This is a genomic window from Rhizobium pisi (genome assembly GCF_003938655.1).
In the GTDB taxonomy this organism is placed as follows: Bacteria; Pseudomonadota; Alphaproteobacteria; order Rhizobiales; family Rhizobiaceae; genus Rhizobium; species Rhizobium pisi.
This window is the reverse complement of record NZ_RJJT01000002.1, coordinates 144,946-161,154: the sequence shown is the minus strand read 5'-3', so window position 1 is coordinate 161,154 and position 16,209 is coordinate 144,946. Positions and strand designations below refer to the sequence as shown.

The 16,209-nt window shown below is 58.7% G+C and carries 13 protein-coding genes and 1 pseudogene; 7 read left to right on the top strand and 7 right to left on the bottom strand.

Features of this window, described 5'->3' with window-relative positions; translation table 11 throughout:
* Window positions 1-2: 2 nt before the first annotated feature.
* Window positions 3-1,400 (top strand): dihydrolipoyl dehydrogenase, encoded by a 1,398-nt coding sequence (gene lpdA, locus EFD55_RS03395; RefSeq protein WP_125842992.1) that lies wholly within the window; start codon window positions 3-5, stop codon window positions 1,398-1,400.
* Between the two features lie 215 nt (window positions 1,401-1,615).
* On the opposite strand, the gene EFD55_RS03390 is transcribed toward lpdA, so the two are convergent.
* Entirely contained in the window at window positions 1,616-2,113 is a 498-nt protein-coding gene (locus tag EFD55_RS03390) for a GNAT family N-acetyltransferase (RefSeq protein ID WP_125842990.1), read from the bottom strand.
* Window positions 2,114-2,280: 167 nt separating this feature from the next.
* On the opposite strand from EFD55_RS03390, the gene EFD55_RS03385 reads away from it, so the two are divergent.
* Together EFD55_RS03385 and EFD55_RS03380 are read left to right on the top strand one after the other, a co-directional pair.
* On the top strand, window positions 2,281-2,847 hold the full coding sequence (locus tag EFD55_RS03385; RefSeq protein WP_125843408.1) for a sugar transferase: 567 nt from the start codon (window positions 2,281-2,283) through the stop codon (window positions 2,845-2,847).
* Window positions 2,848-2,970: 123 nt separating this feature from the next.
* Entirely contained in the window at window positions 2,971-4,989 is a 2,019-nt protein-coding gene (locus tag EFD55_RS03380; RefSeq protein ID WP_125842988.1) for a polysaccharide biosynthesis protein, read from the top strand.
* Window positions 4,990-5,102: 113 nt separating this feature from the next.
* On the opposite strand, the gene EFD55_RS03375 is transcribed toward EFD55_RS03380, so the two are convergent.
* The 4 genes from EFD55_RS03375 to EFD55_RS03360 form a co-directional block, all read right to left on the bottom strand.
* Window positions 5,103-6,377 (bottom strand): O-antigen ligase family protein, encoded by a 1,275-nt coding sequence (locus EFD55_RS03375; RefSeq protein WP_125842986.1) that lies wholly within the window; start codon window positions 6,375-6,377, stop codon window positions 5,103-5,105.
* Window positions 6,378-6,600: 223 nt separating this feature from the next.
* Window positions 6,601-7,371, bottom strand: a complete 771-nt coding sequence (locus tag EFD55_RS03370) for a membrane-anchored protein (RefSeq protein ID WP_165504787.1) — start codon at window positions 7,369-7,371, stop codon at window positions 6,601-6,603.
* A 152-nt stretch (window positions 7,372-7,523) separates the two neighbouring features.
* Complete coding sequence (locus EFD55_RS03365) at window positions 7,524-7,772, bottom strand: hypothetical protein (protein WP_125842982.1); 249 nt, start codon at window positions 7,770-7,772, stop codon at window positions 7,524-7,526.
* A gap of 36 nt (window positions 7,773-7,808) precedes the next feature.
* Window positions 7,809-8,246 carry a DUF2934 domain-containing protein gene (locus EFD55_RS03360; RefSeq protein ID WP_125842979.1) on the bottom strand — a complete coding sequence of 146 codons (438 nt, stop codon included), beginning with the start codon at window positions 8,244-8,246 and terminating at the stop codon, window positions 7,809-7,811.
* A 111-nt stretch (window positions 8,247-8,357) separates the two neighbouring features.
* On the opposite strand from EFD55_RS03360, the gene EFD55_RS03355 reads away from it, so the two are divergent.
* Window positions 8,358-9,080, top strand: a complete 723-nt coding sequence (locus EFD55_RS03355; RefSeq protein ID WP_125842977.1) for a GntR family transcriptional regulator — start codon at window positions 8,358-8,360, stop codon at window positions 9,078-9,080.
* 42 nt (window positions 9,081-9,122) lie between these two features.
* Window positions 9,123-10,310, top strand: coding sequence for a mannonate dehydratase (gene uxuA, locus EFD55_RS03350; RefSeq protein ID WP_125842975.1), 1,188 nt, complete (start codon window positions 9,123-9,125; stop codon window positions 10,308-10,310).
* 549 nt (window positions 10,311-10,859) lie between these two features.
* Here uxuA and EFD55_RS03345 read toward each other — a convergent pair.
* Both EFD55_RS03345 and EFD55_RS33615 read right to left on the bottom strand, forming a co-directional pair.
* On the bottom strand, window positions 10,860-11,177 hold the full coding sequence (locus EFD55_RS03345; protein WP_245438379.1) for a response regulator: 318 nt from the start codon (window positions 11,175-11,177) through the stop codon (window positions 10,860-10,862).
* Window positions 11,176-11,456: pseudogene (locus EFD55_RS33615) on the bottom strand (histidine kinase); the annotation flags it as partial. The gene EFD55_RS03345 and the pseudogene EFD55_RS33615, both read right to left, overlap by 2 nt.
* Before the next feature lie 379 nt (window positions 11,457-11,835).
* Between EFD55_RS33615 and EFD55_RS03335 the strand changes: the two are divergent.
* Together EFD55_RS03335 and EFD55_RS03330 are read left to right on the top strand one after the other, a co-directional pair.
* A protein-coding gene (locus EFD55_RS03335) for an IS3 family transposase (RefSeq protein WP_125842971.1) occupies window positions 11,836-12,983 on the top strand; the annotation gives its coding sequence in 2 pieces (ribosomal slippage) (window positions 11,836-12,085 and window positions 12,085-12,983; 1,149 coding nt in all).
* Between the two features lie 839 nt (window positions 12,984-13,822).
* Window positions 13,823-16,120, top strand: a complete 2,298-nt coding sequence (locus tag EFD55_RS03330) for a PBP1A family penicillin-binding protein (protein WP_125842969.1) — start codon at window positions 13,823-13,825, stop codon at window positions 16,118-16,120.
* The last annotated feature ends 89 nt before the right edge of the window (window positions 16,121-16,209 follow it).

Genomic DNA, 16,209 nt, shown 5'->3' with positions numbered 1-16,209 from the left:
CCATGAAAGAGATTGTCTGCAAGCTCCTCGTCATCGGCGCCGGTCCGGGCGGCTATGTCTGCGCCATCCGCGCCGGCCAGCTCGGCATCGATACCGTCATTGTCGAGGCCGGCAAGCCGGGCGGCACCTGCCTGACGGTCGGCTGCATTCCCTCCAAGGCGCTGATCCATGCCGCCGAGGAATTCGACGCCACGCAAAAAATGCTCGCCGGCAAGAACCCAATGGGCATTCGCGTCCAAGGGGCTTCGATCGATCTCGCAAGGACGATCGCCTGGAAGGACGGCATCGTTGGACGGCTCACAGGCGGCGTCTCGGGACTGCTGCAGAAGGCACGGGTCAAGATCGTTCACGGCCGCGCCCACTTCCGCGACGGCAAGACGGTGGAAGTGGAGACCGAAACCGGCCAGCAGATCATCCGCGCCGAGACCGTGGTGATCGCGACCGGCTCCGATCCCGTCGAGCTTGCCAACCTGCCCTTTGGCGGCCGCGTCATTTCCTCGACGGAGGCGCTGTCACTGACGGAGCTGCCGAAAAAGCTCGTCGTGGTCGGCGGCGGTTACATCGGATTGGAGCTCGGAACGGCTTTTTCCAAGATGGGCTCGGAGGTGACGGTCGTCGAGGCGACGCCGCAGGTGTTGCCGCTCTATGATGCCGAGCTGGTGCGTCCCGTCATGCGCAAACTCACCGAAAGCGGTATCAGGGTTCTGACAAGTGCGAAGGCGATCGGCCTTGCCGACAATGGCGAGGCATTGATTATCGAAACATCAGATGGCCGGCAACAGACCCTGCCTGCAGACCGAATCCTCGTCACCGTCGGCCGCCGCCCGAGGACGGCGGGCTCCGGCCTCGAAGAGCTCGATCTTGATCGCGCCGGTCCCTATCTCAGGATCGACGATCGGTGCCGCACCTCGATGCGCGGCATTTATGCGATCGGCGACGTGACCGGTGAGCCGATGCTTGCCCATCGTGCCATGGCGCAAGGGGAGATGGTGGCGGAAATCATTGCGGGCAAGAAGCGGGCCTGGGACAAGCGGTGCATTCCCGCCATTTGCTTCACCGACCCCGAAATCGTCAGCGCCGGTCTCTCGCCGGCGGAAGCCCAGGCCCAGGGCTATGAAATCCGCACCGGCCAATTTCCCTTTAGTGCTAACGGACGGGCGATGACGATGCTGTCCGATGAGGGCTTCGTGCGCGTTGTGGCCCGCGCCGACACCAATCTCGTGCTCGGCCTGCAGGCGGTCGGGGCCGGTGTCTCCGAACTCTCGGCCGCCTTTGCGCTGGCCATCGAGATGGGCGCACGCCTGGAAGACATCGCCGGCACTATCTACGCGCATCCGACCCGCAGCGAAGCGGTGATGGAGGCGGCGCTGAAGGCGCTGGGGAGCGCTTTACACATCTAAGCCGGGGCTCGACCGGATATCGCCGGATTCTTCGGCAGAACGTTAAGGCAGACTCGCCATCGCGCAAGCTTGCGGCCTCATCTTTAGATTGTCAAGATATATGAATTGCACCAAATAAATGCAAAAATTGCATAACGCCGGGTTATGCACACTTCTATGCTCGCTTACCGAAAACGCTGCCACCGATTTTGCCCCACGTACCGCCAATGGCAAGGTTATGTGTGGGGCGAGACACTGACTTTGAAGCGCCTCTTGATCCTATCGACGGGAGTTCCATCGAGGAGCGGAACCTGGACAAGTCTGTCATAGGGCTCAAAGCCCATCTTTGCGTAGTAGGCGAGGCCGCTGACATTGTCGGCACGAATGGTCGCATTGATGAATTCGAGCCCAAGTTCTTCAGCCGCTGCTCGTGTTGCAGGAAAAAGGGCGCGGCCGACACCGGGAAACTTGGGAGTCAGGCGGGCAAATGTCGCGATATCCGCATAGCCTCTCGGCGGATCGCCGTATGAGCTCAGCGACTGAAATCCGACAAGCATCCGATCATGCTCCGCGACATGACACACAAGGGGAAATTCGCCGTCAATAAACCAATCCGCAAACTCCGCAGCCGAAAGCGGAGTTTCGAGTGCGGTTGTTCCGCCCGCCAAGATGATTTCGTTCAGGAGGCTGGATAGCTCCTGTGCATCGGCGGACACTGCCTTTCGAACATGCATTGTCTTCAATCACTTTGACTTGGGTTCAAAAGGTAGCGACGGCACTCGGGAATGCTCCGTCGATCGGCGTTGTGAACTCCATGAGATCGTATAGTTGACGCGAAAACGCTTTTTGACGATACGGCAGGGTAGTCGCGAGTGGCAAGACAATGGCAGAGCTGGGGAGTATGGGGTTGAAACGAGCGGTGGATATTTTCCTGGCAGTGATAGCGTCGCTGATACTGCTTATTCCAAGCCTTATCGTCGCCCTTTGTGTTCGCCTTACGTCGCCGGGACCGATCCTTTATTGGTCAAAACGTGTCGGGCGTTTCAATCAGATTTTCCTGATGCCGAAATTTCGCAGCATGCGCATCGACACGCCGACTGTTGCCACGCATCTGCTCGAAAATCCTGATCTGTTCTTGACGCCCATCGGCTCGTTTTTACGCAAATCCAGCCTCGACGAGCTGCCGCAGCTCTGGTGCATTCTTGGGGGGAAGATGAGTTTTGTCGGACCACGGCCGGCGCTCTACAATCAGTATGATCTTATAGAGATGCGAACGGCCCACGGCGTCGACAGGCTCCTGCCTGGATTGACGGGGTGGGCGCAGATCAACGGGCGTGACGAATTGCCGATTCCCGAGAAGGTGAAACTCGATGTCGAATATCTCAACCGGCGTTCATTCGGCTTCGACATGCGCATCCTGTTTTTGACCGCCGGCAAGGTGATCCGCCGAAAGGGAATAACGCATTAGTTTGCCTACTTCTGATAGATAATCGGTGCGGAAGACTGCGCTTTCCGATTATTTCAGTTGCGCTCATTGCAGAAAATGACAAGAACGTGGTTGTCTAATTGGTCCACGAGACGCTGGTAAGCAATGCCTGAAAATACGCCCACTGAGACGCTGCGCTCAGGATGGTTTCTAAAGCCGATGCAGGCGCTCGTCGGCCCTCTGCTGGCGATGCCGCGTGCTGCCAAACGCGCTCTGGCTTTGCTGGTGGATGCCAGCTTTTGCGTTCTGACGATCTGGCTGGCCTATTGCTTCCGTCTCAACGAATGGACGATGCTGAGCGGGGTGCAGTGGCTGCCCGTCTTCGTCTCTTTGTGCATGGCGCTTCCCATCTTCATCGTGATGGGCATGTATCGGGCAATCTTCCGTTATGCCGGTTTGGCTGCGTTCATTGCCGTCCTGAAGGCCATTGCGATCTATGGCGTCGCTTTCATGACGATATTTACGGCACTCAGCGTCCCGGGCGTCCCTAGAACCGTCGGCATTCTCCAGCCCTTCCTGTTGTTGATCGCGATCGGCCTGTCGAGGGTCGGTATCCGTTATTGGCTTGGGGATACCTACCAGCGTATCCTTCATAAGAATACGCTCGCCAAGATGCTGATCTACGGAGCAGGCAACGCCGGGCGGCAGCTCGCAGGCGCCTTGACGAACAGTGCTGAATTGAATGTCGTCGGTTACCTGGACGATGATCCGCGCCTCAAGGGCGGCATCATGGGCGGTTTGCCAATCTACGACCCGTCGGACCTTCCGGTGCTCGCCGAAGCGCTTGGCGTGCATAACGTGCTTCTTGCTCTCCCCTCCGCATCTCGGCAGCGCCGCAATGAAATCCTGGAGCGTATTCGCAAGGCCAGGGTAAATGTTCGCACGCTGCCGGATCTGACGGCCCTGGCTCAAGGGCGCGTCGCAGTCTCCGACATCCGTGAACTGGAGATCGAAGATTTGCTCGGGAGAGAGGCGGTTGCGCCGCGCCAGGAGTTGCTCGACAAAGCGATGCGCAACAAGGTGGTGATGGTCACCGGTGCGGGCGGCTCGATCGGCGGTGAATTGTGCCGCCAGGTCCTGCGCAATGCGCCTTCCAGTCTGATCCTCATCGATCAGAACGAGTTTGCGCTTTACAATATCCATGCTGAATTGCTGAAGCTGGCCGAGCTATACAAGCAAACGGGTCCGGAGATCGTTCCGATTCTCTGTTCGGTTCGCGATCAGGATCGCATGGAGCACATCATGCAGAGCTGGCGACCGCAGACGCTCTATCACGCCGCCGCCTATAAGCATGTGCCCCTTGTCGAGCACAATGCCGTGGAAGGTATCAAAAACAATGTCATCGGCACGTTGATCGCGGCACGGGCGGCGAATAGATGCGGCGTCTCGAATTTCGTGCTGATCAGCACGGACAAGGCCGTGCGCCCAACAAATGTGATGGGCGCCAGCAAGAGATTGGCGGAGATGGTCCTACAGGCGCTTGCGGCGGAGCCGGTCGTCGACGGCGTGCGAACGAATTTCTCCATGGTTCGCTTTGGAAACGTCCTCGGCTCCTCCGGATCCGTCGTGCCACTATTCAGGCAGCAGATCAGAGACGGTGGTCCCGTTACGCTGACACATCCAGAGATTACCCGCTATTTCATGACGATTTCGGAGGCCTCGCAGCTCGTCATTCAGGCGGGCGCCATGGCCGAGGGCGGAGATGTTTTCCTGCTCGACATGGGCGAACCTGTTCGCATCGCAGATCTCGCCCGCAAGATGGTAGAGCTTTCCGGGCTGACCGTCCGCGACGAGGACAACCCCGAAGGGGATATCGAGCTGTCCGTTACCGGTCTCCGGCCGGGCGAGAAGCTCTATGAGGAACTTCTAATCGGGGATAATCCAACGGGGACCGAACATCCCCGGATCATGAAGGCGCGCGAGGATTTCCTGCTCTGGCCTGAGCTTTCGAAAAAGCTCACCTCGCTCACGGCGGTATTGGATCGCAATGACATGATCGGGGCACGTGCGATGTTGGCGGAACTCGTCTCCGGCTACTCGTCAACGGGTGAGGTTTCGGATCTGGCTTTTACCGGCGGTGCTGAAACCTATACATCGGCTATGGGGACATCGGTCGCCAGCTAAAGCATGTCGCGCAAAAGTCTGCATGCCGTTTGCGCTAGGAATGCTTGAAAGCGAAAGAGTGAAGGCACTTCCGCCCTCAGCAACAACGGAGATGCTCTCAGGCTGCTGGGAGCTCAGCTCTGTACGACGGGGACGAAGCGCGTATCGCCTCGGTCCGCGCAGATCAAGGCGACGATGAAGGCGAAGATCGGGTCCAACGCCTTCTGGCCGAACATGATACCAAAACTGCCCGTTATGACATAGCTGGTAGCCAGCAGGAGAGCGAGCGCAATGGCCATATCCCGGCCAGGTCCCGGTTCCTTTCTCCACGCGCCAATCAGCGGCGTCAGGAGCATAAGCGAAAGTGCCGCCATGCCGAAGACGCCGGCGTCGATTCCCGCGGTCAGAAAACCATTGTGAACGTGCGTGAAAGCGACCTGCTGTCTTATCTCTTCAGGAACCTCTGCCAGAACCGTACTCATCCTGTTTTGTGGACCGTAGCCGGTAAAAGGGTCCTTATTGATTGCCGACAAAGCGGCTTTGTACAGGGTGAGCCGGGCGCTGAGCGATGTAACATCGCCATCGCTGCGGTCGAGCGCGGCCACATTTTCTTGAAATGTTTGAATGCGATTGAGGATCTGGGCGCTGCTCAGAGCAAGAAGTCCAAACAACAATAAGGAGCCCGTGATGGCCAGGCTGCGCAAGCTGAAGTGGAAACGATGTCTGCTGAAATACCAGAGAAAGATGACGGCATGTACCGGGATGACCAGCCAGGCCGATCGCGTTCCGGAAAGCAGAACGCAGCCTAGGCCTGCGGCATATCCAAGCACCGCTATTCTTTGCTCGGTCTTTCTGGGAGACTGAAGGTTGAGAAGCGCAATGCCGCCAAAGAGCACACCGATGATGCCCAACAAGGCGGCGTTCGTCGTGCCTGCTTCAGCCCTGTCAAAACCGAATTGCACCTGCCAGAGGCTCAAAACGAAGGTGGCGATCATGCCGATGCCTGCCCCGAGGATGAAGAGCGGCACGAGGCGGCCATTGGGAGATTGACGCATCCGCGGCAATATCAGCCAAACCGAAAAGAACGGCAGGAGCCGTATAATCCAGCCTAGCCCTTCGAAGGGCTGCGGATTGATGAATATGCCGGCAATCATCACCAACGGGTAGATCGACATGCCGATGGCGACCAGCCGGTCGGATTTCGACAGGTTCAGGGGAAAGCGGCGCGTCGCCAGACAGAATATAGCCCACACCATCGACACGGTGAGGATGATGGAATTCCCGTTCGGCGAAAGGCCCGGCAGTATGGCAAAGAGAAAGACCGAAATGCCGTTATTTCGATCGAGTGCATTCCTTGCCCCATTCCCGGGATAGAGCGCTGCTATCATGAGTTGATTGAAGTATTTCACTTTGCCGGTCCTGACCGCGTCAATGCTGCCTCGCTAAGGATCGAGACCCCCTCTGTCAAGCTGCGAATGAGGGCGCAATCCATGGCTTTTACCCGGTGTCGCATTCCGGCAACCAGATGCCCGGATGAACTTGTTCCAATTAATGACGCGGGTGGCGAGACAAATGCGACGGCAAGGCCGGTTTGTCAGAAAACACGTTTGAGGTGCGGCCCTGGTTTGAAATTTACGTCCGAACGCGTTCAGAAGCTATCTTCGTTTTTGAATCGACATGGTCATCGCCCTGCCAGAGCGGCAGGCCGATCTCTTCCGAGACCTGCGGGTCGGCCGTGTAGATGGGATAACCGAGACTGACGAGCCGTGCCAGCGTTTCAGCATCCATGCGGACGTGTTTGCGGGCCAGATTGACGCCATTGTAAACGTGGCCAGCCGAATGGGGATTGATGCCGGATATGATCACAGCCGTCGCGCCATTGTAGAGAGCAAAGAGCACCGCGATGATGCCGTTTGAACACTTTGTCTCGGCGTCGAGTTCAAGGTTCAGGCGTCCGCTGACCTTGTGCAGCAACGCGATCCGTTGATAGCGATCGACGATGTGGGCCTCATTGCAGCCATAACCAATGGCCTTGAGGCCTGCTTCCAGGCGCTCGCGGCCATGCCGCCAGGCGAGGACATAGAGGGCGCCCGTGCGCTTCCCGGCAAGAACGCGTCTCACTTCGACCGCACTCGTATTGGTGCCTTCGATCTCATTATAGCCCATCAGTGTGATATCGGGCGCGTCGATGTCCCAGGATTGAAGAGCAAGCTGCGAGGCGTTGACGGAGATGATGCGATAGGTCGCGTCTAGGCCAATCGGCTTGTGGGATTTCGGCGCGGATCCCACCACCACGACAGGGCCGGCAAATGGCGCAGCAGTGGCCGGCGGCGTGGGCTTTCGCAACAGATATTTGATCCGGCGAGGGATATATTTCCTTGCCGCCGAAAACATTTTCAACATCGGCGATACCACTGTGGAGATTATCGCCGGTGTATATAGGCCGCCTTTGATCGATGCAAGCAGGCCCTTTGGTTGCGCCAGCCGTCAAGCGAGTTGGCGACGAATGTGCGGCAGGGGAGGGGCGTCACGTCGGCGATTTGGGAGGATCGCTATCACCAATAGGTGCGGGGCGAGCGCTCCTGCGCTGACCGGCCGATGAGATAGCCGAGCCCGAATGCCAGAATACTGGTGCCGAGCATCAGCGCGCCTGCTGTGTGCGGATGGTCTCTGGCGCCAGAGGCGACTGCGTAGATCTCGCGCTTCACCTCAGTGGCTGCGGACTGCGCGGCCTTGGCCAAACCTTCCGGTTGCTCGGCGGGTGTTCCTGTGAAACCGGCGTTTAAGTTTCGTTTGTCAGCCATGTCGGAACCTTTCTGAGATTGGCTCGAGGCGGCAGTTCAATCCTGTTCGCGCGTGCCGGGGGAGGCTCCGCGTTGATCTGCATCCTCCATATCCGTCTTGACGAGAAATGCATCGGCAAATTGGCGCGAAGCCTCTCTCAGTGCTTCTAGGTTGGGAGGGTTGCTGGCTTCGCTCTCGAGTTCGTGTTCGGCCAACTTCCAGTGATGTCCATGCCTTCCCTGCGGCCGACCCTCCTTCTCCCAAAGGAAATATGCCCTTTTCCGGATTTCCTCCTCGCGAATGGATGCCGGCGACCTGCCGTTTCCGACTGCGGCCCGCAGGGTCGATTTTTGCTTAGCCGCCTCCACCGCGGATGAATCTTTTGGCCGTGCGTCGTTGACGCCTTTCCGTTTGTCTTGCGTCGCACTTGGGTTTTCATAACCGTCTCCTTGGTAAGGATACAACCAACTCGGCTGATCGAAGTTCCAAGACATTCCCCTGGGAGCCGTCATAGGCTGTTGGAGAGCCACTCCTCTGCAGCACGACTTGGCAGCTGAAAACTATTGATATACTAGTATGCCATAACGTCAGCGCCCGGTATCGCCATGCGACAGACATCAGAAACAGAAGTCTTCGTCCATCCGGCGTCGCAGGAAGCCGTCGGAAGGCTGCGCCGTGTCACCACGGCTGGCGCCATCTACGAGCGCCTGCATGCCGACATCGTCTCTCTCAGGATGCCGCCCGGCATGATGTTGCAGGAAAAGCGGATCGCCGAAGATTTCGGGGTCAGCCGCACGCCGGTGCGCGAGGCTTTGCTCAGGCTTTCCGAAGGCGGGTTGGTTGATATCTATCCGCAGTCGGGTACCATCGTGTCGCGCGTGCGGGTCTCGGCGATCCCCGAGGCGGTGGTGGTGCGCAAGGCGCTTGAAGGCGCGACTATCGAAACCGCGGCCCTGACCGCTACCGCAGCTGATATCGCTCGCCTCGACGCCATCATCGCCCGCCAGCAGTGGTATGCTGCGGGCGGCAACGCCTCGAGCTTCCATGAGGAGGACGAGGCCTTCCATGAGGCGATCGCACAGATATCAGGTTATCCCGGCATCTGGGCGATCCTGAAAACGGTGAAGATACAGATCGACCGGGCGCGGCGGCTGACGCTGCCGGTGCTCGGGCGCGCGGACAAGGTGGTGCATGAACACATGGTCATCCGCGACGCGCTCGCCGCCCACGATGCCACGGCAGCACGTGCCGCGATGATTCACCACCTAAGCGCCGTCATTCCAGATGTCGACGAGCTGCGCTCGCGCTATCCCGATTATTTCTGCTGACGGCAGACAACGCGAAACGAATAGGCAAGGGAAGGAAGAAGAATGCGGCAGGGTTGGAGATGGTTTGGGCCGGAAGCGCCTGTGACGCTGGACGAGGTTCGCCAGACCGGCGCGACCAATATCGTCTCTTCGCTGCATCAGGTGCCGATCGGCAGGGCCTGGACGGAAAGGGAAGTGCGCGAACGGCAGTCACTGATCGAGACGACGCCTGCCGATCGGTCGCCGCTCATCTGGTCGGTCGTCGAAAGCATCCCGATCCCCGATGCCGTCAAGCGCAAGGGCGGGGAGGCGAAGGCCGAAATCGAGGCGTGGATCGCCAGCCTCGAAGCGGTGGCCGCCTGCGGCATTCCGATCGTCTGCTATAATTTCATGCCCGTTGTGGACTGGACCCGCACCGACCTCGATTTCGTGACGCCGACCGGCGCCACCGCCATGCGTTTCGATCACGAGCGTTTCGCTGCCTTCGATCTCTTCATTCTGGAGCGGCCGGATGCCGCACACCACTATTCCGATGAAGACCGCAAACGGGCGCGCGTCGTCTATGAAGCCATGTCGGACGACGAGATTGCCGATATCACCCGCATTATTACCTCGGCTCTGCCGGGTTCGACCACCGAGCCTTTGACCATTCCGGCCTTCCGGGAGAAGCTGGTCGCCTACAGCGGCATCGATGCCACACGGCTGCGCCGGCACTTGGTCGAATTCCTCGAGGCGGTGACGCCGGCTGCCGAAGCGCGCGGCGTCAAGCTGACGCTGCATCCCGACGACCCGCCGCGCTCGCTGTTCGGATTGCCGCGCATCGCCTCGACGGGCGAGGATTATGCCGCACTCTTCGACGCCGTGCCTTCGGCCGCCAACGGCATGTGTTACTGCACCGGCAGCCTCGGCGTGCGCGCCGACAACGATCTGCCGGCGATCGCCCGGCGCTTCGCCTCGCGGATCCATTTCGCCCATTTGCGTGCCACGACCCGCGAGGGCGACGGCCGAACCTTCCACGAAAGCGCACATCTAGAGGGCGATGCCGACATGGTCGCGGTTCTCCGCGAACTGGTTGCCGAAGACCGCCGCCGCAGCGCTGAAGACACGATCGTCTTCCGCTCCGACCACGGCCATCGCATGCTCGACGATCTCGACAAGACGGTGACCCCGGGCTACCCGGCCATCGGCCGCATGCGCGGTCTCGCCGAACTCCGTGGCATCCTTCATGCGCTTGGCGCGCCGCCGAGCTGAGGATGTCGTCGAAGGTATCGGGCGACTTCGTAGTCACGACTGCTGCCAACGGAACCGGGCGGGGGTCCGGATGATCGTGCTGTCGATCATATGTCGTCAGTTGTCGGTTAAGCCAAGCTCCACGAGTGTCTCAAGGAGAGCGACCAGACGCCTTGCTCGGCCCACCGTCGAAAACCGACGTAAAGGCCGGGATTTGCGTCCTCTTTCGCTGGGAAGGAATGGCTGGACAATATGCCATTGGGAGGGGCACCGCGGGCTGCTAAGCGGAACGGCTTGCCGGAGGGCAGTCGGTCCCGGTTTCCGCCCTTCAGGTCTACGCTTTGCTAATCCCCAACGGCTGCCCCGTTGACCGGTCAAGCTATGTGTGAACTGGCGCCGGAGCGCTGCGGGCACCGCGGCGACGCTGGAAGAGAACGGGCAGCCGCCAACCCGGCGACTGGTCTATCAAATCCAGGTGGTAGCCGCGTGACGGCATGGAAGCTCGAACTCCAGTTCCGCCCGAAGCCAATGTTTCAAGCTGCAAGCCAGCTTCGGCGCTGAGGCGGCTCCTTATGCGGTAGGAATCCTAAAGTTGCCCGAAAGCATGCCTGCCATTGCGTCTGCGATCGTATGATTGCTGTAGGGCTTTGAAAAGAACCGGCTTCCCTCGGGGAGGCTGCTCTCTTCGAGTATTGCCATGCCTGAAGCAGCGATCAACTTCACCGGCGGCCATCGATTGCGGATGTAGTGGGATAGCTTGATGCCGTCCATCGTTCCGGGCATCTGCACGTCGGTGAACACCAGGTCGATGTCGGCTCTCGATTCCAGGATGCGGATTGCCTCGTCGGCATTGCTCGCCTCGAGCGCCTCGTAGCCCGCCGATTCCACGTTTGAGGTCGATTTCGTAAGCCTCGATCCTTGCACTACGGGACGCTGTCGCTTTCAGCAGCGAAGCGAGTTTTGGCATTGCCCATTCGCCGTTTCCGAGCTCGCTGAGCGCTCTGCCGGGAATTGTCGCAGGATCTATCTCGAAGGTCCGGCAGAAGGACGTGCTGGCTGCAATAACCTTCTGGTCCGCGGACAGGAAAAGCAGCGGTTCGTTCGATAAGACCACACGGCAAGCGTGCTTGCCGCTTCAAGATGGACAACCGGTTCTTCTTTTGACATGGAAATGGCCCTCATGGGCCGAAAACTCGCGCAGCGAGCCATCACTCGGCAGGAACGTCGTCAACACAAACCACGGACGCTCTGACATACAGTAGCACCTCCACTGTAGATCAGCATCACACTTAATTGGCACGGCCGGTCATAGGGCGTTCCTACCCAATACTCGAGATATCGGCGCGGGCAAGGTTCAGGACAGTACAGCTATTTTTGACCTTGCCGACGGAGCAGGGCCTCGAGCGATCGCGCTGTGGCTTGGGTGAGGCACTGTCTGAAAATCAACTGACCGATCGGATGCTTCCCGAGCGTTCAAAAAGGCTGGCCTGCTGCCGGTTTCATGGACATCGAGTTAAGGTGTTCCTCCTGAAACCGGAGAGCATGAATGCAAAGACGAATATTCAGCCGCGAGTACAAGCTTGAGGCTGTGAAGCTTGTCAGGGAACGTGGGGTCACTGTTGCGCAGGCGGCTCGTGATCTTGATGTCCACGAGAATGTCTTGCGCAAATGGGTTCGTGAATACGGCGACGATCCCAGCCAGTCGTTTCCTGGAAAAGGGCATATGAAGCCGGAGCAGCTTGAGATCGAGCGGCTCCGTCGTGAAGTCGCCAAGCTGAAGGCGGAGCGCGATATCCTAAAAAAGGCCGCTGCCTACTTTGCCAGGGACGCGATATGAAGTTCGCGTTCATTGCAAAGCACCGTTCGATCTGGCCGGTGGCATGGCTCTGCGAAGCGCTGGGAGTTTCCCGATCAGGCTTTCACGCCTGGCTCAATCGTTCTCCGAGCGAACACGCCCGCTATGATGAGCTCTTGCTGGACAAGATCACGCAGAGCTTCAAGTCGAGCGACCGCACTTATGGTGCTCGACGGGTCTGGCACGATGTGCTGGAAGAGGGGTTATCCTGCGGCCTCCATCGTATAGAGCGGCTGATGCGCTTGAATGCGCTCAGGGCCAGGCCAAGACGGCGTGGCTTGCCAAAGGATGCCGGTGACCGTGCCGTCATCATGCCGAACGTCCTCGACCGCCAGTTCGTAGCGGACCGTCCGAACCAGAAGTGGGTGGCTGACTTCACCTATATCTGGACCGCAGAGGGCTGGTTGTATGTCGCAGCAGTCATCGACCTGTTCTCACGCCGTGTCGTTGGCTGGTCGATGAATGCCAACATGACGGCCCAACTCGTCACCGATGCACTGATCATGGCGATCTGGCGTCGAGGAAAACCGGACGCGCTGCTGCACCATTTCGATCAGGGTAGCCAATATACGAGCGAGCAGTTCCAGCGCCTCATGGGCGACCACGGCATCACCTGTTCGATGAGCCGTTCCGGAAATGTCTGGGACAACGCAGCAATGGAGAGCTTCTTCTCATCACTGAAAACGGAGAGAACGGCACGCAAGGTATATCGCACGAGGAACGACGCCAGAGCGGACGTGTTCGATTACATCGAGCGCTTCTACAACCCGAAACGTCGCCACTCGACACTGGGGTATCTCAGCCCAAATGACTTTGAAACCAAGGTGGGATTAGCTTAATCTCCTGTCCGATAAACCGGCAGCAGGCCAGGCCCCGCCGAGACGGGGCAAGTTTGGTAAAGACGGATCGCACAGGAGGAACACCCGTGCTTTCCTACCTATCTAACGGATAAGGGATCGGCCAGGTTCCCGGTACAATCAAATAACGATGCCTGTAAAGAAAACCCCGTCAGAGCGGGGATCAAGAAATGGGGTGTTTTATAGGCATAACGAGTCATGGTGTTGCAAGGATACTTTGTGCATCCTCTGTATCTTTTCAATAAATACTACTTTTTAGAGTTCTGTGTCCACAGATTTTCTTTACAACTAAAGAGTTCATTATTTGATTTCGCTCGAAAATACAAATTGAGCAGTGTTTCGATAAATAGTTTGTATTATTCGGTGGGCCGCTCAGCGAGCACTTGCTGAACCCCAAGCATTGAAATCTCCTGTGCGTTGGGCGGCCGCCACCTCAAACACCACTAGAGTTACAGGGCGTCCTGCAGACCATTAAGCTGGGCTTGTCAGATTAGCAGCCGGATCAAAGCGTCATCATCCGTCACGATGGAATTTGGGGGCTGGACCAGCCTCCCTCTATTTGAATCGGTCATTTCGATGCCTGGGCGCCCAGGCCCTCCAAAACCTTCTTCGGCCGGCTTAGAAAAGGTGTTCCAATTCGGCGGGGATAGGGATGCCGGCAGCTTCTATCGCTGCTGGCTATGGGCGCCTTGGCATTCCTGCAATCCCGCACTTATCGCCACAGGGAAAACTCCTCGGAGCCATTGGAATCTTTTACGATAGAACCCTCAGCATCGCCCGGCTATAAGTTCACGTTTACTTTGGCCTTCTAGCGGTAGCCCATGCCTAATCCTCCCAAATCCTCAGGCGAAAGCGTTGACAACTCGAGCACGGGTCGCAATCAGCCCGCGGATACGGCAACTCAAGTGACCGCCTCGGATTCGCCGGAAACCACCCAGACCGACAGCCCGCAATTCCCCCACGGACCCTTCTTCCAAACTCGACAGGCCGCGAGCAATCTACTACGTGCGCTGCGCCACGATTTGCATGCAAGTTCTGCATTGGCAAAGACCAAGACGATGGCTTCGTTTTTGAGAACGAAGCTAAGGAGGTTGATGCGGCTGGAAAACATATCAGCTCCCACCAAATGGATGACGACTGCTGCGATCAAAGTCGGGCGCGGCATTCGTGATCGGCGTACCAAGCCGCGCGAAAGTCGCCGGCGCCGATGGCTTCCGGCGAACTGGTGGAAATTCGCTGTGGGGGCGGCCTTGCTTGTCAGCTTTCTCGCATGCAGCGTGCTGGTGTGGGCACTAAAAGACGTGCCGTGGAGCGAGATCCGTCACGGGACGTTGAAGCCTATCGTTGTTCTGGAAACCGCTGACGGTGCGCCGCTGGTAAGGCAGGGACCTTATCAAGGGCCATATGCGCAATACGACCAGTTCCCGCCCCATCTGATCGATGCCGTCCTTTCAATTGAGGACCGCCGGTTCATGAGTCATTTCGGCGTCGATCCACGAGGGATCGGGAGGGCGTTTCTCCGGAATTTGGAGGCTGGCTCAGTGGTGGAGGGTGGCAGCACGATCACCCAGCAACTCATCAAGCTGCAATACCTCGACAGCGATCGAACGATAAAGCGAAAGATACAGGAGGTTGTGATCGCAGTCTGGCTGGAGTGGAAGCTCGGCAAGAGGGAAATCCTGACGCGCTATCTCAACAGCGTCTATCTTGGCGCGGGGGCCACTGGCATGCCTGCCGCCGCGCGAATCTATTTCAACAAGGATATCAGCGCCCTTAACCTGCCGGAGTCGGCGATGCTGGCGGGGTTGCTGCGGGCGCCAAGTCAATGGAATCCTATCGACAATTTCGAAGGCGCCCGGCAGCGCACCACAGTCGTTCTCGACGCGATGGCAACAAATGAAAAGATCACCGCGCCAGAGGCGGCGGAGGCCAAGGCGAGCTTTACCAAGCTGCATCCAACGACGCCAACGCCGCGCTCGGGAAGCTGGTTTGCGGACTGGATTTCGCCGCAAGCGAGCGAAATCGCCGGTTCCTCGCCAGGTTCGACGACGGTGCGAACCACGCTGGTGCCGCAATTGCAGCAAATCGCCGAACGGGTCGTGAAAGGAGCCTTGGACGGTGAAGGAAAGACAGTCGGAGCATCGCAGGCCGCGTTGGTTGCGATGACGCCCGATGGCGCGGTCGTCGCGATGGTTGGCGGGCGCGACTACAAGGCAAGCCAGTTCAACCGCGCCGTCACTGCGATGCGCCAGCCGGGTTCCACCTTCAAGCTGTTCGTCTATTACGCAGCATTAAAGGCTGGGCTCACCTTGTCTGACCAGGTTCTGGATGCGCCAATTGACATCAATGGCTGGTCGCCAGAAAATTCCAGTGGCAATTATCGAGGTTGGGTTACGCTTGCCGAGGCGTTCGCGCGATCACTCAATGCCGCTTCAGTGGCGCTTGCCGAAGAGGTTGGTTTGGACAATGTGATCGCTGCAGCGCGTGAACTGGGCATCGATGCGCCTCTCGTCAGCACCCCGTCTTTGGCGCTTGGGACATCCGAAGTAAATCTGCTTAACCTCACAAGCGCCTATGCGTCTGTCCAACTCGGCAGGGCACCTGTTAAACCCTGGGGCATCATCGAATTTCAAGCGGCAGGGCAGCCCAACGTGTTTCGAGTTGGCTTACAATCAAAGCCGAATGTCGATCTTTCGCCCTACCAATCCGATCTCCTCGGGCTCCTGCAGTTGGTGGTCGAGCGCGGCACTGGGCGTGAAGCAGACCCTGGCTCGTTCGCAGCCGGCAAGACCGGCACCAGCCAGAACAATCGCGATGCCTGGTTCGTCGGCTTCACGGAATCGCTGGTCGTCGGTGTCTGGGTTGGCAACGATGACGACGCACCGATGAAGGGGGTGACGGGCGGCGCCTTGCCAGCGCATATTTGGCGTGACTTCATACGGCAGGCGACGGCCGAACCTACCCTGGATGGAGTGCGATCGACAGGAGCGGCAAGCGATGGTCAGGGCGTGCCACAGTCCTGTAATATCACCGCCTGCTCGCGCAGTTACCGTTCCTTCCGGCCGTCCGATTGTACCTATCAGCCATATTCCGGCGGCCGACGGCTCTGCGAAAAGTGACGTGGCGCGGTCGGATTCGGCGCGGCTCGTGACCGCGGGCGAGATTATGCGGTTAGTCCACGCGTGGGCCGCTTCGAAGGACAAATTTG